Origin of the sequence: Janthinobacterium woesei (genome assembly GCF_051380875.1) — a bacterium.
Taxonomy (GTDB): domain Bacteria; phylum Pseudomonadota; class Gammaproteobacteria; order Burkholderiales; family Burkholderiaceae_D; genus Janthinobacterium.
Genome location: NZ_JBNYXW010000002.1, coordinates 307,390 through 328,584, shown reverse-complemented (window position 1 = coordinate 328,584; position 21,195 = coordinate 307,390). Strand labels below are relative to the sequence as shown.

At 60.7% G+C, this 21,195-nt stretch carries 12 protein-coding genes; 7 read left to right on the top strand and 5 right to left on the bottom strand.

Going from position 1 to position 21,195, the window contains the following annotated elements; genetic code table 11:
- Positions 1–44: 44 nt before the first annotated feature.
- From ACQ4W6_RS03245 to ACQ4W6_RS03235, 3 genes are read left to right on the top strand one after another with little or no spacing between them, the layout of a single operon-like run.
- Entirely contained in the window at positions 45–1,976 is a 1,932-nt protein-coding gene (locus ACQ4W6_RS03245) for a TolC family protein (RefSeq protein WP_436565744.1), read from the top strand.
- Complete coding sequence (locus ACQ4W6_RS03240; protein ID WP_436565743.1) at positions 1,976–2,761, top strand: efflux RND transporter periplasmic adaptor subunit; 786 nt, start codon at positions 1,976–1,978, stop codon at positions 2,759–2,761. The genes ACQ4W6_RS03245 and ACQ4W6_RS03240 overlap by 1 nt, the downstream gene beginning before the upstream one ends.
- 33 nt (positions 2,762–2,794) lie before the next feature.
- Positions 2,795–4,138: an efflux RND transporter periplasmic adaptor subunit gene (locus ACQ4W6_RS03235; RefSeq protein ID WP_436565742.1), complete on the top strand. Its 1,344-nt coding sequence runs from the start codon at positions 2,795–2,797 to the stop codon at positions 4,136–4,138.
- Positions 4,139–4,295: 157 nt separating this feature from the next.
- Here the strand turns inward: ACQ4W6_RS03235 and ACQ4W6_RS03230 are convergent, their stop codons facing one another.
- Positions 4,296–5,876, bottom strand: coding sequence for a hypothetical protein (locus ACQ4W6_RS03230; protein WP_436565741.1), 1,581 nt, complete (start codon positions 5,874–5,876; stop codon positions 4,296–4,298).
- 332 nt (positions 5,877–6,208) lie between these two features.
- Here ACQ4W6_RS03230 and ACQ4W6_RS03225 point away from each other — a divergent pair, with 332 nt between their 5' ends.
- Positions 6,209–6,616 carry a hypothetical protein gene (locus ACQ4W6_RS03225; protein WP_436565740.1) on the top strand — a complete coding sequence of 136 codons (408 nt, stop codon included), beginning with the start codon at positions 6,209–6,211 and terminating at the stop codon, positions 6,614–6,616.
- A 138-nt stretch (positions 6,617–6,754) separates the two neighbouring features.
- The gene (locus tag ACQ4W6_RS03220; RefSeq protein WP_436565739.1) at positions 6,755–7,198 is read left to right on the top strand and encodes a DUF411 domain-containing protein; all 444 of its coding nucleotides are present in this window, start codon (positions 6,755–6,757) and stop codon (positions 7,196–7,198) included.
- 101 nt (positions 7,199–7,299) lie between these two features.
- On the opposite strand, the gene ACQ4W6_RS03215 is transcribed toward ACQ4W6_RS03220, so the two are convergent.
- Together ACQ4W6_RS03215 and ACQ4W6_RS03210 are read right to left on the bottom strand one after the other, a co-directional pair.
- Positions 7,300–9,531 carry an NADP-dependent isocitrate dehydrogenase gene (locus ACQ4W6_RS03215; RefSeq protein WP_436565738.1) on the bottom strand — a complete coding sequence of 744 codons (2,232 nt, stop codon included), beginning with the start codon at positions 9,529–9,531 and terminating at the stop codon, positions 7,300–7,302.
- A 484-nt stretch (positions 9,532–10,015) separates the two neighbouring features.
- A complete protein-coding gene (locus ACQ4W6_RS03210) occupies positions 10,016–11,860 on the bottom strand; it encodes a beta-galactosidase (RefSeq protein WP_436565737.1) in 1,845 nt (614 codons plus the stop codon).
- A 704-nt stretch (positions 11,861–12,564) separates the two neighbouring features.
- Here ACQ4W6_RS03210 and ACQ4W6_RS03205 point away from each other — a divergent pair.
- Complete coding sequence (locus tag ACQ4W6_RS03205; RefSeq protein WP_436565736.1) at positions 12,565–17,601, top strand: diguanylate cyclase domain-containing protein; 5,037 nt, start codon at positions 12,565–12,567, stop codon at positions 17,599–17,601.
- Between the two features lie 384 nt (positions 17,602–17,985).
- On the opposite strand, the gene ACQ4W6_RS03200 is transcribed toward ACQ4W6_RS03205, so the two are convergent.
- Positions 17,986–19,155: a 4-hydroxybenzoate 3-monooxygenase gene (locus tag ACQ4W6_RS03200; protein ID WP_436565735.1), complete on the bottom strand. Its 1,170-nt coding sequence runs from the start codon at positions 19,153–19,155 to the stop codon at positions 17,986–17,988.
- Positions 19,156–19,281: 126 nt separating this feature from the next.
- Between ACQ4W6_RS03200 and ACQ4W6_RS03195 the strand changes: the two genes are divergently transcribed.
- Complete coding sequence (locus ACQ4W6_RS03195; RefSeq protein WP_436565734.1) at positions 19,282–20,193, top strand: helix-turn-helix domain-containing protein; 912 nt, start codon at positions 19,282–19,284, stop codon at positions 20,191–20,193.
- Between the two features lie 102 nt (positions 20,194–20,295).
- Here ACQ4W6_RS03195 and ACQ4W6_RS03190 read toward each other — a convergent pair whose 3' ends face one another.
- Positions 20,296–21,069, bottom strand: a complete 774-nt coding sequence (locus ACQ4W6_RS03190; protein ID WP_436565733.1) for an IclR family transcriptional regulator domain-containing protein — start codon at positions 21,067–21,069, stop codon at positions 20,296–20,298.
- Between the last annotated feature and the right edge of the window lie 126 nt (positions 21,070–21,195).

Here is a 21,195-nt window from a genome sequence, read left to right as displayed (position 1 = left end):
GCCAAGAATACATGACAAGAATTCATAACCCAGGAGCATCATCGATGACTTTCCTTACCCGCGTCACCCGCACCCTCCGGAACGCACCTCCGGCAACGCTGCGCCGCCTGCCCATGGCCATTTTGCTGGGCGCCGCCCTGAGCGCCTGCAGCGTCCTGCCCGAGCCTATCGATGCGGAAACCCGCAACGCGCGCGCACGCAACGATGTCGAAACCCTGTTCAAGGACGTCGAACCGGTCACTGGCGAGGTCACCTTGCATGAGGCATTCGCACGCGCACTGAAGTACAACTACGATTACCGCCTGCGCTCGATGGAGCAAAGCATGGCGTCGAGCCAGCTCGACCTGGCCAAATACGACATGCTGCCGCGCCTGACCGTGGCGGCCGGCTACAGCTCGCGCAGCAACGACGCAGGCTCGCGCTCGGTCGACCTGACCACGGGCGTGGAAAGCAATCTGTTCTCGGGCGCCCAGGAGCGCACCCGCAACACCCAGAACGCGGTGCTGGCCTGGAACGTACTCGATTTCGGCGTCAGCTATGTGCGCGCCCAGCAGCAGGCCGTGCAAGTGATGATTGCCGAGGAACGCAAGCGCAAGGTGGTGCAGAATATTTCGCAGGACGTACGCCAGGCATTCTGGCGCGCCTATGTTGCCCAGCAAACGCTGCCGCGCATGGACGAATTGCTGAACCGGGTCAAGGAAGCCTTGTTGCGCAGCGAGCGCATGGAAACCGAACGCATGCTGCCGCCACTGCAGGCGCTGGCTTACCAGCGCGCCATGCTCGACCTGCACCAGCAGATCGTGGCGCGGCGCCAGGAACTGATACTCGCCAAGTCCGAGCTGAATGCCCTCATCAATCTACGGCCCGGCTCCGTGGTGACCCTGTCGGCCGGGCAGGAAGAGCAGGAAACGAGCAAACTGCAGCCGTTCGACGACTTGAACGCGCTCGACCAGGCGGCGCTGAACAACCGGCCGGAATTGCGCGAAGAAGACTACCGCAAGAAAATCTCCGTGCTGGAAGCACGCAAGGCACTGCTGGCCTTCCTGCCCGGTATCGAGCTAAACCTGTCGAGCAACCGCGACAGCAATAAATTCCTGCTCAATAACACCTGGGGCGAAGCCGGCAGCACTGTCTCGCTGAACCTGATGCGCGCGTTCGCCTACCCGGCCACCAAGCGGGCCCAGGAAAGCCAGGCCCAGCTGGACGACACGCGCCGCGTCGCACTGACGATGGCCGTGCTGACCCAGGTGCGCATCGCCACCCAGCGCTTCCAGGAAGCGCGCGCCGACTATTTCATCAGCAGCCAGGCGGCCAAGGTCGATGCCCGCATCGAGCAGCACACCTTGTCGGCCACCAAGGCCAGCGCCGAATCGGAAATGGAATTGCTGCGCACAGAAGTACGCGCGGCGCTATCGGAAATGCAACGCTATGTTGCCCTGGCTAACTTGCAGAGCGCGTATGCCCGCGTGGCCAACTCGGTGGGCGCCGACCTGCTGCCGGAACAGCCGCAGAGCGCCAGCGTCAGCGCCTTCACGGCGCAACTGGCGACAGCCGACCAGGACTGGCGCAAGACCAGTTTCCATACGGCCGACAACGCGCCGCCGGCGCCGCAAGTGAGCCTGGGCGCCATTGCCTCCCCAGCCGGCAGCGGCCTGGACCTGGCTTCCCTGCTGCGCGCACGCCTGCCGGAACACGGCGCCGTGGTCGCTGGCGCGGGCAGCGAGCTCACGCCCGTGGTCAGCGCCACCGCCAGCGTGGGCCAGCCCAGTGCCGGCATGCGTTCGGTCGAAGTGACGTGGCTGGTCAAGCGCGGCGACGTGGTCCTGGCCACCATTGCCTACCGCTCAGCCATTCCCGACAGCGTGGCCTCGGCCTGGCCCGTGTTCGGCCAGGCGGCGGCAGAATCGGCCGCCGCCAAGATCAGCAGCCTGCTACGCAGCGACGCCGCATCCAGCCGCCGGCAGGTGAGCAATTGATGCGCCTTTTGCACCGCACGCCGCTGGCCGGCGCCACGGCGCTGCTATCGACCCTGCTGTCGGCCAGCGCCCTGGCGGCGGCGCCAGCAGCGCCGGCCAAGGTGGCCCCAGCCGATGCCAGCAAGAGCATCCGCGTGCTCGTCGCGGCGGACCAGGAAAGCGTGCTGGCCTCGCAAATGGCGGGCCGCATCGACCAGATTTCCGTCAAGCTGGGCAGCACCATCAAGGCTGGCCAGCTCCTGCTGCGCTTTAACTGCGATGAACAGGATGCCCACTTGAAGATGGCCAACGCCGAATTTTACGGCGCCCAGCAAACCTATGAATCAAAGCTCAAGCTGCAATCGATGCAATCGGTAGCCGAAATCGACGTGCAGCAGGCCGGTGCGGCAGCGCAAAAAACCAAGGCGCAAATCCAGCTATACCAGGCACAGATGCGCCAATGCAATATCGTCGCGCCCTTCGCCGGCCGGGTCACGCGCTTGCTGGCCAGGCAGTACGCCAGCGTCAACATCGGCCAGCCACTGATCGAGATCGTCAACGACCGCAAGCTCAAGGTACAGCTGAACGTGCCTTCGCTGTGGCTGTCCTGGCTCAAGGCGGGTCAGCCGTTCACGGTGCACATCGATGAGACGGGCAAGCGCTACGAAGCGAAGGTACAGCGCATCAACGGTCGCGTCGACGCCGTCAGCCAGTCGATTGAAATCGAAGGCGACGTGCTGGGCAATCCCGACAACCTGTTGCCAGGCATGAGCGGCGTAGCCAGCTTCACGCCGCCCGCACGCTAAACGCCCCCTTTCCACGCCTCACCAGGAAGACCCTTGTCCGAAACATCGATCAATTTGCACAGTATCGGCACCCTGCTCCAGATCGAGCAGGATGTGCGCCAGGCCGGCAGCGAAAGCGCCGTCGAATTCATCGCCGTCAACGACAGCTGGCGCATCCTGCCCTACCGCCAGGCCGTGCTGTGGCGCCTCGACGATGCCGGCATTGCATCGCTGAAGCTGGTATCGGGCCTGGCTGAGCTGCCGGCCGACTCGCCGTACCGGCAATGGATGAACCAGGCCTTGCGCCATGTGGTGCCAACCTTGATTCCCGGCACGGCGCAGCGCCTGGCACGCGACGCGCTGCCGGACGCCATGCAGGCGGGCTGGGATGAATGGGCGGCGCACTGCGTCTTGCTGGTGGCCCTGCCGACACCCGTGGGCGGCAGCACCGGTGGCCTGTGGCTATCGTTGGAAAACGATGCAGGCGAGGCCGAAACGGCGCTGGTTGAACGCCTCGCCGGCGCCTACGGCCAGGCGCTGTGGGCGTGGCGTGCGCGGCCGTCCGGCTGGCGCAGCGCCGTGGCCAGGCTCAAGGCCCGGCCCAAGCGCCTGTGGCTGGCCATCGCGCTGGTGGCGCTGATTCCCATGCGCCTGACGGTGCTGGCGCCGGCCGAGATCATCGGCAAGGATGCCAAGCTGATCGCCGCGCCGCAAGATGGCGTGGTGGCGCGCTTTTTCGTCAAGCCGAACCAGATGGTGGCGGCGGGCGCGCCGCTGTTCGCGCTGGAAGACACAGGCGCGCGCAACCGCAACGAAGTGGCAGCCAAGTCGCGCGCCGTGGCGGCGGCAGAATACCTGCGCGCCACGCAGAAATCGTTCAGCGACGGCGCCAGCAAGGCCGACCTGTCATCGCTGAACGCGCGCCTGGAAGAAAAATCGGCCGAAGCAAAATACGTGCAGGACATGCTCGACCGCATCCAGGTGCGCGCGCCGGAAGCGGGCATCGCCGTGTTTTCGGACGCGAACGACTGGCTGGGGAAACCCGTGCAGACGGGCGAGCGCATCATCCTGCTGGCCGATCCGGCCAAGGTGCAGATCGCGATCCGCCTGCCCGTCGATGACGCGCTCAGCCTGGAACCAGGCGCCGCCGTCAAGCTGTACCTGAACGTGGCGCCGCTGGGCACCGTAGCCGGCGTGCTGACCCAGTCCAGCTACGAACCAACCCTGAGCAGCGAGGGCGTGGTCGCCTACCATTTGAAGGCCGACCTGGCATCCGGCGAACCGGTGCAGCGCATCGGTTTGAAAGGCACGGCCAAGCTGTACGGCGGCTGGGCGCCGCTGATCTACCACGTGCTGCGCAAGCCGCTGGCCGTGGCGCGCCGCACGCTGGGGGTCTAAGTAACCTCCAAATAAATTCTTGTTATTTCCAGCTTGCATCAACGGCGCGCTGCGTTGTTGCCCGCCGCTCGCAGTGCTCGCACTGCGTCGCGACGGGCGCCTGGCGCCACATCCGTTTCTGGTCGCCATAAATTCACAATCATTTCCCGTGGATTACTTAGCGGAACGCCTGCAGGAAGACGTCGTCATTCAGGGCCGACAGCATCTGCGTGCGCTGGGCGTCCTTTTTCTCGGTGCTCAAAGCGGCGTCGCCAGGCTGGTAAGGTGCCAGGGTCGAGACCAGGTCGCGCAGCAGCGACGTATTTTTCGGCGTGGCCAGGTCCGATTTCAGCTTGCCCATCGCGTAGGTCATGATGCGTTCCGACTGGCTGGACGACTGCTGCAAGGTCGCGTTGACGAGTTTTCCTTCCTTGTACTGCATCTGCGCGTCGCTGCTGGCAGCGTCGTCGATCTGGTGATAAGTGTAGTTCTGCGATGCGGCCGTACCGTCCAGGCGCAACTGCGTGCCGGCGGTCAGCGGCATGTGGTAGCTGGCGTTGAGCTGCGATGTCTGCTGCTGCGAAATGGCGCGGTCGTCGTAACTGCGTCCGGCCACGCTGGTGCTTTGCGCTACCTGATAGGCAAAGGCGTCCTGTTCCGACAGGCGCATCGGATTGCTCATTTTCGGCGCCTGCGATACCGACGCGCTGAAGTCGGCCAGGCCGGTCAGCATGGCACGCTCTTCGGCAGCCAGCGCCCATTTTCCTGGCGCAGCGCCGCCCGTACCGAGCTGCGTGGCGGCGCCGACATTGCTGTTCATGGCGCTGAACGCATCCTTGAACATGTCCATCAGCGCACCGTCGGCGTGGCCGCGCGATGCCGCCAGGTCAAACTGCTTCATGTAGCTGGCCATGGCCCTGGCTTGCTGATCCTGGTTGCCCAGGCTGGCGAGCTTGCTCGTGTCGACCTTGACGTCCAGGGTGCCGGCAGTGCCGCTGAAACTGACTTTTCGCTGCGCACTGTCGGCGTGGAAGGCCAGCGTCTGCACGCTTTCGGGCTCGGTATTCAATTTGACCTGGGCGCGCAAGTCCACCGACGACAAGACCTTCGCATCGAACTGCATCAGGCCGGCCAGCTTGATTTGCGGCGGCTCCTGGGCCATGCCGTCGATGGCTTCCTGGAAGGACTTAGCCAGGGCACCGAGCGCACGCGTCTCGTCCTCGCTGAGTTCACCGCTGCTGCTCATCTGCACGGCCAGGCCGTCGCCTTCGCCATCGAGCGCCAGCCGCACCTCGACCCCGCTCCTGGTAACGATATTCAGGCTCACCTTGTCCTCACCTGCGCCATGCAAGGCGCTGGCAGCATTGCTGCCGATCGCCGCGTAGGTATCGGGCGCCATGCCCGATGGCGTACGCAGCGCCGATTGCGACAGATTCGTCACGCCGCCCTTGAGCTGGTCGAGCAAGGCCGCGCCCAGGCCGCTGAAACGGCTGCCGCCAGAGTACGTGGCGAAATTTTTCGCCATCAGTTCGCTCACCGGGTCGCGCGACGAGCGTTCCCACGTCAGCGACGGCGCCGACGCTGCAGGCGCCGCCGAGCGGCCATTAGCGGCGCTGCCGAGACTTTCACGGCTGAGGGCAACAATGGTCGACGGCGTCGCCGCCGAGGCGCTTTGCGGCGCATCATCGTTGCCCGCCGTGGCGCTAACACTACGGGAAGGAGTCGGATTCCAGCTCGATAGGGAGGAAACTGTGGTCATGGTCGCTGTGCCTTGCTGAACGAAAACTATGTTGAGAAGCAATCTTGATCCACTTGAGAGCGTACGTATCTGAAGCGGACACAGCTATAACGGCATGCATTGCCAAATAATGAGTATTATGCAACATGAAAGTTTTTCATTGGTCACGCTGGCTGCAATCTGACCCCACGCGAAGAACCGTCCGACATGGACCGCATTGCCGCCGCCATGGCCGCTGAAAGAGAAGCAGTCGCCTGAGGCAAAGGGCCCGGGAGACAGCGGCCAGCCGCTGTCTCCCGGCGCAGTCTGCCTGCGCAGTCTCCCTGTATAACTGCATGTTATACTTTGCGGGCATGATACGATTCTTCACAACATGGCTGATCTTGATACTGGTCACGGCGATTCCGCTGCACGCGGGCGCCGTGCGGATGGGCTTGGCTTGCGCGCCAGCGCCGCAGCAGGCGGCGCACGGGCTGGCCGCCGAGCCTTGCCATCACCATACAGCAAGCCTGGCGACGGCCGGCGCACCATCTGAACAGCTGGCCGGGCAAGCCGGCGACGACGGCGCCACATCCCAGCATGCCACTTGCCATGCCTGCTCTGCCTTTTGCATGGCAGCGCTCATGCCGCCGGCCTGCTTCTGCGTGCCAGCCTTCACGGCATCGGAAAACGTCACCATTGCCACCGCCACCCTGGCTGCGGGCTTCATACCCGACGGCCCGCGCCGCCCTCCCCGGCATATACGCGCGCAATTGGCGTAAGCCGCCAATACAGATAAGTGCAGGAACGCCACCGGACGGTCGCCGCCCGGGGTGAACTTGCCAAAAAATAACTATTCGATACTGATGTGGCCGCATATGTGGCCATACGACATGCATTCCGACTTTGAAAGATATACCATGATCACAAACCTGTTACTGCGCGGCGCCTTCGCCGGCATGCTGGGCCTGCCCGTGCTCGCCATGGCGGCCGCCCCTGTCATCGACGTCTACAAAAGCGCCTCGTGCGGCTGCTGCTCCGAATGGATCAAGCACCTGGAAGCAAACGGTTTTAGCGTGCGCGCGAAAAATGTGGAGATGCCGGCGCAATACCGCAAGCTGGCCGGTATTCCGGACCAGCTGGGCTCCTGCCACACGGGCCTCGTGAATGGCTACGCCATCGAGGGCCATGTGCCGGCCAGCGAAATCAAGCAGCTGCTGCGCGAAAAACCCAAAGCGAAAGGCCTGGCCGTACCCGCCATGCCGATGGGCTCGCCAGGCATGGAAGGGCCGCACAAGGACCCATACGACGTCCTGCTGGTAAAAAACAATGGCAGCACCAGCGTCTACAAGCACTATAAATAAGTCTGCGGGAAAATAAAAAACGCCACCGGGATCGCTCCCGGTGGCGTTTTTTTGCAGCAAACTACCAGCGCAAGCTGGCCATGCTACCGGTCAAGACTGCATCAGATGGTGTCCAGCACTGCGTTCAGGCTGGCGCTCGGGCGCATGACGGCGTCCGTTTTCACCGGGTCAGGCAGGTAGTAGCCACCGATATCCATCGGCTTGCCTTGCACTACTTTCAGCTCCTCGATGATCTTCGTCTCGTTTTCCGCCAGAGCTTTCGCCAGTGGGGCGAAATGCGCTGACAGTTCCGCATCGTCCGCCTGGGCTGCCAGGGCTTGCGACCAGTACAGGGCCAGGTAGAAATGGCTGCCGCGGTTGTCGAGTTCGCCGGTGCGTGGCGATGGCGACCGGTTGTTGTCCAGCAATTTACCGGTAGCTTCGTCCAGGGTCTTGGCCAGGATTTTTGCCTTGGCATTGCCCGTCTTGATACCCATGTCTTCCAGCGACACGGCCAGGGCCAGGAACTCGCCCAGCGAATCCCAGCGCAAGTGGTTCTCTTCCACCAGTTGCTTGACGTGTTTCGGCGCCGAACCGCCGGCGCCCGTTTCGTACATGCCTCCACCGGCCATCAAGGGCACGATCGACAGCATCTTGGCGCTGGTGCCCAGTTCCAGGATCGGGAACAGGTCGGTCAAGTAGTCGCGCAGGATGTTGCCGGTCACGGAAATGGTGTCCAGGCCGCGGAAAGCGCGTTCCAGCGTGTAGCGCATGGCGCGCGTTTGCGACATGATCTGGATGTCCAGGCCCTGGGTGTCATAGTCTTTCAGGTAGGTTTGCACCTTCTGGATGACTTCGTTCTCATGCGGACGGTAGGAATCGAGCCAGAACACGGCAGGCATGCCCGAGTTGCGCGCGCGCGTGACGGCCAGCTTGACCCAGTCGCGGATCGGTGCGTCCTTGACCTGGCACATGCGCCAGATATCGCCTTCCTCAACCGTTTGCGTCAGCAGCACTTCGCCCGTTGCCAGGTCGGTGATGTTGGCGATGCCGCCTTCCGGCACTTCGAAGGTCTTGTCGTGCGAGCCGTATTCTTCGGCTTGCTGCGCCATCAGGCCCACGTTTGGCACGGTGCCCATGGTCTTCGGATCGAAGTTGCCATGCCATTTGCAAAAGCCAATCATTTCCTGGTAAATACGCGCAAAGGTCGATTCCGGCATGACTGCCTTGACATCCTTCGGACGGCCATCGGCGCCCCACATCTTGCCGCCGATACGGATCATGGCCGGCATCGATGCGTCGACGATGATGTCGTTTGGCGAATGGAAGTTGGTAATGCCCTTGGCCGAATCGACCATGGCCAATTCCGGACGGTTGGCGTGGCAGGCGTGCAGATCTTTCAGGATTTCATCTTTTTGCGACGCTGGCAGGGTTTCAATCTTGTCGTACAGGTTGCTCATGCCATTGTTGACATTCACGCCCAGTTTGTCGAACAGCGCAGCGTGCTTGGCGAACGCGTCCTTGTAGAAAATACGCACGCAGTGGCCGAAGACGATCGGGTGCGATACCTTCATCATGGTGGCCTTGACGTGCAGCGAGAACATCACGCCCGTCTTGAAGGCGTCGTCGATTTCCTTCTCGTAGAACTCCAGCAACGCTTTCTTGCTCATGAACATGCTGTCGATGATTTCGCCCGCTTGCAGGGAAACCTTGGGTTTCAGCACGATGGTCTTGCCCGAGGCGGTGACCAGTTCCATCTTGACATCGCGCGCCTGCGTCAGCGTCAGCGATTTTTCGCCATGGTAGAAGTCGCCGTGGTGCATGTGTGAAACGTGGGTTTGCGACGCCTGGCTCCACTCGCCCATCGAATGCGGGTGCTTGCGTGCATACTCTTTGACCGCCTTTGGTGCGCGGCGATCCGAGTTGCCTTCGCGCAAGACCGGGTTGACCGAGCTGCCGATGCTCTTGCCGTAGCGTGCCTTCAGGGCTTTGTCTTCTTCCGTCTTCGCGTCTTCCGGATAATCCGGCAGCTTGTAGCCACGGCCTTGCAATTCGCGCACGCAAGCGATCAGCTGGCCCTGGGAAGCGCTGATGTTCGGCAATTTGATGATGTTGGTATCTGGATTCTGGGTCAATTTGCCCAGTTCAGCCAGCGTATTCGGGACTTTTTGCGCGTCCGTCAGGAATTCGGGAAATTCAGCCAGTACACGCGAGGCCACCGAAATATCGCTGGCGACCACGTCCACGCCGGCCGGCGCGGTGAATTTTTTGATGATTGGCAGCAGGGAATACGTCGCCAGCAGCGGCGCCTCGTCAGTCAGCGTGTAGATGATTTTGGATTTCTGTGTTGCCATGTTTATTCCCTCGTATGCGGTGATGCCTGGTGGTTAACTTTCTTCATTCCAAACACAAGACGGTTAGCCTTGCTTTGGATGGCTAGTGTGTCGGCGGTGACGCCGTGCTTGCCCACCACGTATTTTAGACTGTCCTGAAGCTGTTTGTGTATCAGATACCGAGGAATCTTATATAAGACAGCAAATATGCCGAGGCAGACAGGCCCAGATGGCCGTTTACCTTCCTGTAACGCCCGCGAGGTATGTTTGCGGCATGTGTAAATTATTAAAAAGTTAATTTACTAAAAACAATATTGCAGCTGGCTGGGTTGCTGCGACAGTGTATTTATTTGCAACAAGCGTCTGGCGTATGAGGTCCGCATCGAGACGCCTCGTTTTTGACAACTCCGCGCCCATTCGTCAACGCCAGGCAGGCATTGAGCGCGATCTATGCCCAGGCTTCGTCATGCCAGCCCCAAGCCAGCTGGCGGTGCCACTGGCCGTCTCACGCCAGCGTGTGTTCAAGCGCGATGGTTGCCGGCAAGATCTGGTGAAGATCGAAGATGATGATTTCGTTAGCACCGGCCTTGAGCCACGGCGCCGGGCAATACAGACGCTGTTGCGGGCCAAGGTTCCAATAGCGTCCGAGGTTGTTTCCGTTCACCCATACCACACCTTTGCTCCAGTGCTGCATGTCGATATACGTATCGGCCGCCTGCTCAAGGGTGAGCACCAGTTTGAAGAACAGGCCGGGTTTCATGGCCACCGGTGTTGCCGCTTTCAATTGCGCGATGAACTGCTTGTCCATGGGTAACTGGAACATCTGCCAGTCGGCCAGCTCCAGCGCCGTTGCATTGTTCTGTTTGAATGAAACAGGCTTCAGGAGACCCTTGCGATCGACCAGATTGGGGCCGAAATTGATACGCCCCATCGCCTCGACCAGGATGTCCAGCGACGGATTCTCGCGCAAGGCCGCGATGGGCAAGGCGCCTTTTCTGCTTGCCAGCTTGAGCGGCGCCGACTTCGCTGCGGGCATGCGCGTGCGCGTGAATCCACCCATGTAGCGCTGATCGAGGAACACTGTGCCATAGTCATTGAGTTCAGGCGCACGCAATTCTCCGGCGATGTATCCCGTCAACTGCTTGCGATACAAAATAAAGCCGCTGCGCTGTCCCAGCGACTCGAACGATTGCGCATGCTCGCTGGCGACCGGGGCCGGCAAATTATCCCAGACCGAGGCAAATAGCTGCGGCGTCAAATCCGTTCCGCCGTCAAGCTGAACAGTTGGGATCGGCGCCGGAATAGCCGGCAGTGTCACTTTGAGCATGTCGCCGATCACCTTGCGATACAAATGGTAGGCCTGGGTCGGCGTGCCCTGCTCGCTGATCGGCGCAGCATAGTCGTAGCTGGTCACGTCCGGCAGGTAGTTGCCCTTGTCGTCATTGGCGCCGGCAGTGAAGCCGAAGTTGGTGCCGCCATGAATCACGTACATATTGAATGAAAAATTATTCCGCATGAGCTCGTGCAAGGCATCGCTCAGATTGACATCGCGTCCCTGGAACTGCGCCTCGCCCCAGTGGGTCAGCCAGCCCGGATACAACTCGCCGGACATCACCGGTACGGACGGATACTCGGCGCGCGCCTGCCTGATATCGGCTGCCTCGCCGCCGCTCAGGGCAATTGCGCCGCCGGCCACGTGCGTTTTATTCTTGAACAGCTGCCCCAAGCCGTCTTCGGTATAAAACGGGCCGTCGATGCCGTTCGCGAGCCACAACTGGCGCAACTCTTCCAGGTATGGTGCGTCGCTACCGAAGGAGCCGAATTCGTTTTCAATCTGCAACATCAGGATCGGTCCACCGTTGTTGATCATCAACGGTTTGATGAAACTGGCAACGCGTGCGATGTAACGCTGCACTGCCGCCATGTACTGCGGCGCCACGCCGGAGTTTGCGCGCAATCTGACGCCGGGATGGCGCAACAAATAGGAGGGAATCCCGCCCAGGTCCCATTCCGCGCAGACATATGGCCCCGGACGCATCAACACCCACATGTCTTCACGCTGGCAAAGGCGGATGAAGGCGGCGATATCGCGATTCTCGCTGTGGAAATCGAACTCGCCTTCGTTCACTTCATGGTAGTTCCAGATCAGGTAAACGGCGATCGTATTCATCCCCATTGCCTTGGCCATGCGGATGCGGTGTTGCCAGTATTGCACCGGGATGCGGGCAGGATGCATCTCGCCGCTGCGAATCTGGAACGGCATCTCGTTCAACAGGAATTGGCTGCCGTCCGCACTGAACGAGAATTTTCCGGCCGCGCCATCACCGAGTGCAGCCGCCAGCGCAGGCAAGATCGGACTCAAGGCACCCAGTGCGCCAAAGCTGCTCATTGACAAAAAACTACGTCGCTTCATCCCCTTGCCTCCGTTTTTATAGGTTAACTATTCGTCCTGCCCCCCGGGCGCAACACCGGGTTTCATTGGCGCAATTTCAATTAATCCACTATATGAATAAACGAAACCAAGGTCAACAATAAACGCAAGAATTTAACGAAAAATAGAATTGAATAGAAATTTTATCGCGGATATTACTTTCGATTTAATCGATTTTTACTTTTATTTCTTTCGATTTTATTGCGAAATTATCGAAAGCATCATTGACAGTTCGGGCAATAGCTTCGATATGTGCACGCTTTGCGAGTGAGGATAAATACGCTCGCGTCAGCACTTTTCCGGGCGATCATTTTGTATGCAAAGGGAGGCGGATCGCCAATACAAAAAGCCGATCACATGAATGTGTCGGCCTTAATATAAGTACTTGATTTTATATAGAATTCTTGCTGAAAAGTACAAGTTCGAATTAGCAATGAAGTAACCATTTATCACAATAGGCGACGAAGGCGCAAGCTAATACTATCAATGGCGATTCAAACAACGCCCATCGCAGCGCGCATTCACCCACGACTCCCTACTGATATAATTCTTGTAATCGGGAAATACTGCGAATTTTGCTCCCCTAGGCTCCCGCAACCATCTGTGCACCGCAAGCCCAGCCCATGAGCTCTTTTTTCGACTACGAGATCATCGAACAGCTGCACAGCGGTTCCCGCTCGCTAGTCCACCGCGCCAGCGCCGCCGATGGTACCGCGCTGATCGTCAAGGTGCCTAATCAGCAGTTCCCTTCTTTTCAGCAACTGGCTCAGTTCAAGCGTGAGTATGCGATTGCGCGCCGCTGCCTGCATCCAGGCGTGGCGCAGCCGCTTACGCTGCAACTGCATGGTGGGCGCTGGACGATGATCCAGGAAGACACCGGTGGCCATGCGCTCGACAAGATTCTACGCGCGCGGGTGGCAGCGCGCCAAACGCCATCGCAGCCTGCGTTGGCGCTCGACGATTTCTTCGACATCGCGCTGCAACTGTGCGCAGCGCTGGAGGAGGTCCACCGGCAGGGCGTGATCCATAAGGACATCAATCCATCCAATCTGGTGTGGAATGGCGATCGGCGTCTGCTGCAGCTGATCGATTTCGGCATTGCCTGCGAACTACCATACGAAAGCCATGGCATCGTCAATCTCCATACACTGGAAGGCACGCTACGCTACATGGCACCGGAGCAGACCGGGCGAATGAATCGGCGAGTCGATTACCGCGCCGATTTCTACGCACTCGGAGCCACCTTGTACGAATTATTGGTCGGCCATACGCCGTTCGAGGCGAGCGACGAGATGGAACTCGTGCATTGCCACATTGCGCGCATTCCGGACTGGTCGCACCCGGCGCTCACAAGCCTGCCTGGCCAGCTGCTGCCGATCCTGCAGCGGCTGCTGGAAAAAAATGCTGATCAACGCTACCAAAGCTTGCAAGGCTTGCGCAGCGACCTCGAAGCATGCCGCGCGCCACAGCCGGCGCATGCACCAAGGCTGTCCGACCACAACGACCGCTTCCTGATACCACAAACGCTGCACGGCCGCGAGGATGCGATCGCTGTACTGCTGGCGGCGTTTGAACGCAGCGCGGCGGGCGGGTGCGAGATGCTGTTGGTGGCCGGCCATTCAGGTATCGGCAAGTCAGCGGTAGTAAACGAAGTGCAGAAGCCGATCATCGCCAGGCGCGGCTGTTTTTTGTCTGGTAAATTTGACCAGCTCCAACGCGACGTACCCTATGCATCGCTGATCCAGGCCTTCGAAGGGCTGGTGCGCCAGTTACTCGGCCAGCCCGAAGAAACACTGCGGCAGTGGGCCGGCAAACTGCACGATGCCTTGGGCAGCAGCATAGGCGTGATAGTCGAACTGATTCCCCCACTGGCGTTAATCGTCGGCCCCACCGAAGCGGTACCGGCCGCGACGCCGGCACAGGCCCAGCTCCGCTTAGATCGCCTGTTCCCCCGTTTCGTCAAAGTATTCGCCTCCGCCGGGCATCCGCTGGTGCTGTTCCTCGACGACCTGCAATGGGCAGATGCCGCCACACTGCGCATGATCGAGCTGCTTATGCTCTCCTGCGACAATTGCCGCATGCTGTTCATCGGCGCGTACCGCGACAACGAAGTCAGTGCCGAGCATCCACTCATCGGGCTGCGCGACAAGCTGCTCGCTCGCGGCGTGCGCCTGTCAACGCTGGAGCTAAGCGCACTGACCGAGCCGCAGGTTGCGCAAATGGTATCGGCCACTGTGCGCAAGGCGGCCACCGACTGCACTCCACTGACCCGCATCTGCTACCGCAAGACCGCTGGCAATCCATTTTTCCTCAACCAGTTCCTGGATTTGCTCAATGATAGCGGCCATCTGCACTACCGGGCAGCCGACGATTGCTGGGACTGGGACCTACCAGCGATAGAACAAGCCAAGTACACTGACAACGTGGTCGAGGTGCTGCTTGAGAAAATCCGCCGCCTGCCCATAGCGACGCAGCATCTGCTGCAACTTGCAGCATCAAGCGGCAACCGCTTCACGCTCGACACGCTCACGCTGGCAGTTGAACGCGTGCCCTGGCACACGCAGCAAGACCTATGGCCGGCGCTCAATGCGGGACTGATCCAGCCGCTCGACGAACGCTATAAATACGTCAATGGCGTCGCCGATGCTGTCAATACTGGCGTCAGTTACCAATTTTTACACGACCGGGTACAGCAGGCAGCCTATCTGATCGCCGATGCAGGTAAGCGAGCGGCCAACCATCTTCTCATCGGTCGGTTGCTACTGCAGCACACGACGCAGGCGCGTCAGGACGAGAAGCTGTTTGAAATCGTTGAGCAGCTCAACGCCGGCCGTGCGCTGATCGAGGACGCAGGCGAGCGCGTGCATCTGGCGGCGCTGAACCTGCAGGCCGGCGGCAAGGCACGACGTTCTGCCGCGTTCCAGAAGACGCTGGAGCACATGCAAACTGGTCTCGACCTGCTGCCAGTGGAAGCATGGCGCATCCACGCCGACCTCTGGCTCGACCTGCAGCTCGGCGCGGCTGAAGCGGCCTACCTGTGTGGCCAGTTCGATACTGCCGATGAGATATATCCACAGGTTCGCGCTCGTACCCTAACGCCGCTGCGACAGGTGCGTTGCATCGTCATCCAGGCGCACCAGTATCAATTACAGGGCCGCCTTCTCGAAGCCATTGCCGTGCAGCGCGAAGGTCTGGCGCAATTAAACGTCGACATTCCACGCGATGTAGCGCACATGAAGGCGCTCTTCGGCGACATTTTCTCCGACATCGGGCTGCTGCTTGGAGCACGCGCGCCCGACACATTGATGGCTGCCGACGAAATGTGCGATCCAGGCGCGGTGGCCTCGATGCAGATGATGCAGGGCCTATGGATGGCCAGCTACTACGCCGGCCAGGCGGATCTAAGCGCGCTGATGATGGTGTCGATGACGCGACTGTCCTTGCAGCGGGGGAACAGCGATTTCAGCGCTGTCGCCTATGTCGGCTACGCGCTGATGCTTACGCTGCACGGCGACGCCTCGCGCGGCTACGACTTTGGCGCGATGGCGATGGCGCTGGCCAGGCGCCGTGCCAATCTGCAGACGCGTACACTCGCCGGCCTGATGTTCGCCGCGCTGACCAACCACTGGACGCAGCCACTACGCAGCTCCGACGCGCTGTACGAAGAAGCATTTGCCTGGGCACTGGAACTCGCTGATTTCGTTCAAGTCGGTGTGGTGGCCGCCGTGCGCGCGACCGAGCGCATTATCCTCGGCGACTACTTGCCGCACCTGATGCACGACATCGAGCACGACCTGGCGCTGATGCGCGCCAACGGCCAACTGGCGATGGCCGATTGCTGTGTCGCCGCCGCGATCCAGCCGATCAAATGCCTGATGGGCCTCCCCCCACGTAACGACAGCTACGATGATGCGACGTTCAGCGAGGCGCATTTCCTCGATCAATATGGTGATTCGCAACTGTACCGCGCCTACTACTTGCAAGGGAAAATCCGCAACGCCTACATGTTCGACGGTGACGACGCCGAAATGCTGGCCGGTCAGCTCCACATCGTGGCCCGAATCATGCGCGGCCAAGCCAAGGTGGTTGAGTCCAGCTTCTACGCCGCGCTGATATGGATGCGCGCGTTGCGGCGCGACCCTGCGCGCCTCGATGCAGGTGATTTGCTGACAGTCATCGAAGCGCTGCAGGCGAGTCTCGCCGACTGGGCCAGGCAGGGATCGGACAATAGCGGCGCCAAACATCTGCTGGTGACGGCCGAGATGGCACGCTACCGGAACGACCTGCAACTGGCCACACGCTTCTACCAGCAGGCGGTCGACGCCGCCAGCCTGGCAGGCTACGTCAACATGCAAGCGCTAGGCAATGAACTGTGCGGCGAATGCTGGTACGACCAGGGGCAAGCGCGCGTCGCCGCAGTATTCATTAAAGACGCCATCGCCGGTTACGGCCAGTGGGGCGCGCAGGGGAAAGTGGCGCAGTTGCGAGCGCGCCACGGTACGCTGCTGTCAAGGGTGGACGGACGCACTACGCAGTCGCATTTTGGCTCCCATGCGCACAGCAGTTCCGCGCTCGACATGGTTTCGCTTCTGAAAGCGGCACAGATCCTGTCGAACGAAGTCGGCCTGCGCAACGTGTTGACGCGCCTGATTTCCATCGTTTGCGAAAACGCTGGCGCGCAGGTAGCGCGTCTGCTGCTACTGTCCGATGGAATTTACCAGCTAGAGGGCGACATCGACGGCGATGTCATTACCGTGCTGCAATCGCGCCAGCTCGACCTCAACGCCGCCAGCGACCCGCAATTCCCGCTGTCTCTTCTTCGCTACGTCATCCGCACCGGCACCGAGGTGATCGAAGACAGCATCACGGGCGTCTCGCGCTTTGCCGACGACCCGTACGTACAGCAGCAGCCGCGTGCGGTCATGTGCCTGCCGATCCGGCACGGCGGCCAAATCGACGGCATCCTGTACTTCGAGAACCGGCTGGCCGAAGCCTCGTTCACGGAGGAGCGCGTCGCGTTCCTGCGCATGCTCGGTGCACAGGCAATGATCTCGATCTCCAGCGCCAGGCTACATGACAGCCTCGAACAGCGCGTCGCTGAGCGCACTGAACAGCTGGAGGACGCCAACCGCAAACTGGCGACCTTATCCATCACTGACGGCCTGACCGGCCTGGCGAACCGGCGCCATTTCGACAACGTACTGCGCACCGAATGCGCGCGTGCGACCCGCATCGGCCAGCCGTTTGCTGTCATCATGCTCGATGTCGACTACTTCAAGAGATTCAACGACCGCTACGGCCACCAGGCCGGTGACGCATGCCTGATCAGTGTCGCCCATGCGTTGGTCGCCGGCATGCGGCGCGCAAGCGACCTCACGGCGCGCTACGGCGGCGAAGAGTTTTCGATCGTGCTACCGAACACCGGCGCAGACGAGGCGCACCACATCGGCGAAGCACTGCGGTGCGCGATCGAAGATCTGAACATCGCCCACGCGAGTGCGGATGCGGGACAGGTGACGATCAGCATTGGCATCGCGATCCAGTCGGCATTGGGTGTCGCCGATCCGGACGCACTGATGCGGTTGGCCGATGCCGCGCTTTACCGCGCCAAGGATGCGGGGCGCAATTGCGTCGTTCTCGATGTTTTGTCGCGCTCTTGATCAGAGGGCGAAGCTTTCCTGCCCTCGCATAAAATTGCTCAGCGAATGACGCCGTATCTGCGCCAGTGATCATGCGCTGCCCCTTGCCAATCATGTGCATGAGCTCGATATCCGCCAGTACAAAGTAGACCACAAAGGCCTTGCGGCCAACTTCGATGTAATTCATCCGTATTCGGCGGACATCCTGTCGTGGCGGAGATCCAAAATTACACGACATGCTAAGCGGTACGCCCCCTTTAAAATGAAACCTTTGCCAACTGGACGGCTGAGGCTAGGCGCGGCACTTCGCCGAAAACAGCACCGAAGGCGACGGTGACCAAGCCGCACAAAGAACCCGCAAAGATCCGCTTTCGTTAAAAAACCAACCCGCTGCCACCTGACACATCAAAATGCACCAACGTAGTTTTCCGCCAGCGCGGTTGCCATGGCGCGCGAGCTGACGATATTTTCCAGCTCGGCGCGCTGCATCTCGCGTTCAAATGGCGTAGCGTCGGAGAAGGTATGCAGCAGGCGTGTCATCGTCCACGAAAAGTATTCCGCGCGCCAGATACGCTTCAAGGCTTTGTCACTATAGCCATTCAGGCGTTCTTCACTGCCCTGGCGATAAAACTGTTCTAGTCCGCGCGCCAGCAGTTGGACGTCGGACACGGCCAGATTCAAGCCCTTGGCGCCAGTCGGCGGCACGATGTGCGCGGCGTCGCCCGCCAGGAACAAACGCCCGGCCTGCATTGGCGTCGAGACGAAACTGCGCATGCCGATGATATTTTTCTGGAAGATGCGGCCCTCACCCAGCTTCCAGCCATTGTGGTTTTCCAGCCTCGCATGTAGTTCCGCCCAGATGCGATCATCGGACCAATTGTCCACATGGTCGCTGGGGTCGCACTGGAAGTACAGGCGCTGTACCGTGGGCGAACGCGTGCTGACCAAGGCAAAGCCCCGTTCGTGTTGCGCGTAGATTAGTTCGTCGGACGATGGCGCCGACTCCACCAGAATGCCGAACCAGCCGAACGGATAGATGCGCTGGTAGTTCTTGCGTAATTCCTGGGCTGGCATGGCCGGCCGCGCCACACCATGATAACCATCGCAGCCAATGATGAAATCGGCTTCCAGCTTACACGCTGCACCACCGTGGCGGAACGTCACGCGGGGGCGCTGCGTCTGCGTGTCATGCAGCGCCACGTCGGCCACTTCGAAAAGCAGGCAGCCTTGCGCCGCCAGCCGCGCCGCCACCAGGTCCTTGATCACTTCATGCTGGGGATAGACAGTGATGGCCTTGCCCGTCAGTTCGCTCAGGTCGATGCGGTGGCGCGCACCGCCAAAGGCCAGCTCGATGCCCTGATGCAGCGCCCCTTCGCTGCGCATCCGTTCGCCGACACCTGCCTGCGTCAGGATATCCATCGTGCCTTGCTCCAGCACGCCGGCACGAATGGTCGACTCGATATCGGCGCGCGAACGCGACTCGAGCACGACAGATTCGATGCCCTCCAGATGCAGCAGGTGGGATAATAGCAAGCCGGCTGGGCCGGCGCCGATGATCGCGATTTGGGTACGCATGGCATGTCTCCGATATGGTGTAGGTATGCCTGCATCGTAGCGGCGATGCGCCGCAAAAAACATGGATGAAATGGTTTAAAACCTGTACTATTTATACATGCCAGACTTTGCAACCACCACCCAACCATGGCCAATCAGACTTTGACATCCACGCCGGAAGTTCCCCAATTCGCCCTGTATGGCGAGCAATCAAGGGTGGGAAATGCGGAATTCGTGCATATCGAGCTGATCGAAACGCGTAGCCGGCTGTACGACTGGCATATCGCCAGGCATACGCACCCAGGCCTATTTCAGGTACTTTTTTTATTCGGCGGCCAAGTCAACGCAAGCATCAACGATGCGTTGTGGCAGCGCAGTGGGCCAGTCGCCATCACCATCCACTCCTCGGTGGCGCATGGCTTCGACTTTTCTCAGGAAGCACAAGGCTACGTGCTGACGGTGGACCAGAACGTGGTCTTCACCGTGGCGGAAAATCATGTCGACCTGTACTCTTCGCTGTTCATCGAACCGCTGGCGATCGACTTGGCCGGTGTGCCCGAAATACGTGGCCGCCTGGAATCGCTGCTGCAAAACCTGATCGTAGAGGCGGCCTGGCCCCAGTACGGCCATACGCTCATGCTGGAATGGCTGGCGCGCAGCGCCCTGCTGCTGCTGGTGCGCGTCCACGCCGAGCATCGGCTGGCAGACCAGTCGGGGCGCAGCGACTTCGAACTTTTCAGCCGCTTCCGCGCCGAGGTGGAGCGGCATTTCAAGCAGCAGTGGCAAGTCGGCCAGTACGCCGATGCGCTGCGCGCCACGCCGACGCGGCTGAACCGCCTCTGCCTCAAGCTGTCGGGCAAGTCTGCCTTCGATATTACGCAAGACCGGCTGATACTCGAAGCCTGCCGCAAGCTGACCTATGTCCCGGCCAGCATCGCCAGCATCGCCTATGAGCTGGGCTTCCAGGACCCGGCCTATTTCAGCCGCCTGTTCAAGAGACGCATGGGCATCACGCCCAAGGAGTTCCGCCGCCATCCGGCCAAGATGGAAGAAGGCTAAGTAATCCTCGGGAAATGATTGTAAATTTATAGCGAACAGAAGCGGATGCAGCGCGCCGCTTATGGAAGCTAGAAATAACAAGAATTTATTGGGGGGGGTTACTTAAAGCAAGGCGTTCAGTTCAACCTGGATCTTGATCAGCGCCGGCAGGTAGCGCTCTACCATCTGTTCGATCGGCATGCGGCCGGCGTGCACACTGATATTCATCGCCGCCACCACCTCGCCGCGGAAGTTACGCAGCGGGACTGCGATGGTGCGCAAGCCAAGCTCCAGCTCCTGGTCCACCAGCGCATAGCCCCGGGCACGGGCGCGCGCGATCTCCAGCGCCAGGCGCTCCTTGTTGACGATGGTGTGCTCCGTGATCTGCTCCGGTTGGGCACGCGCCAAAAAGGCCTCGATCTGCTCCTGCGGCAGGCTGGCCAGCAGCATGCGGCCGTTGGCGGTGCAATAAGCAGGCACCCGCGTGCCCGGCTGCAGCGTGGCCGACACCAGTTGCCCGGCACTAACGGCGGCCACGCACACCAGTTGGTCGTGATCGAGCACGCCGGCCGACGCGGCCTCCCCGAGGGAATACGCAAGACGGTACAGCAGCGGCTGCACCATGCGCGGCAAGCGCGCCGAATGCAGATAAGACTGCCCCAGCCGCAGCACCATCGGCGTCAATGAAAACAGTTTGTTCTCGTGCCGCATATAACCGAGGTGCGTCAGCGTGATCAGGTAGCGCCGCGCCGCCGCGCGCGTCAGGCCGGTGCGTTCGGCCACCTCCGCGATGTTCAAACGGCTGCGTTCCTGGTCGAAGGCGACGATCACTTGCAGGCCTTTTTCCAGTCCGGCGATCAAGTCGCGACTGGCTGGTGGGGCGATTTCAGTATCCATGATGAAGAAAGTGCCGATTGGGGCGGTATTCGCACAAATTGTGCGTATAGCGAATATAGCACGTCTTGAACACCTTGCGATGAGGTGACAGCTTGCTTACCATCACCCTCACCCTGCAGCATTACA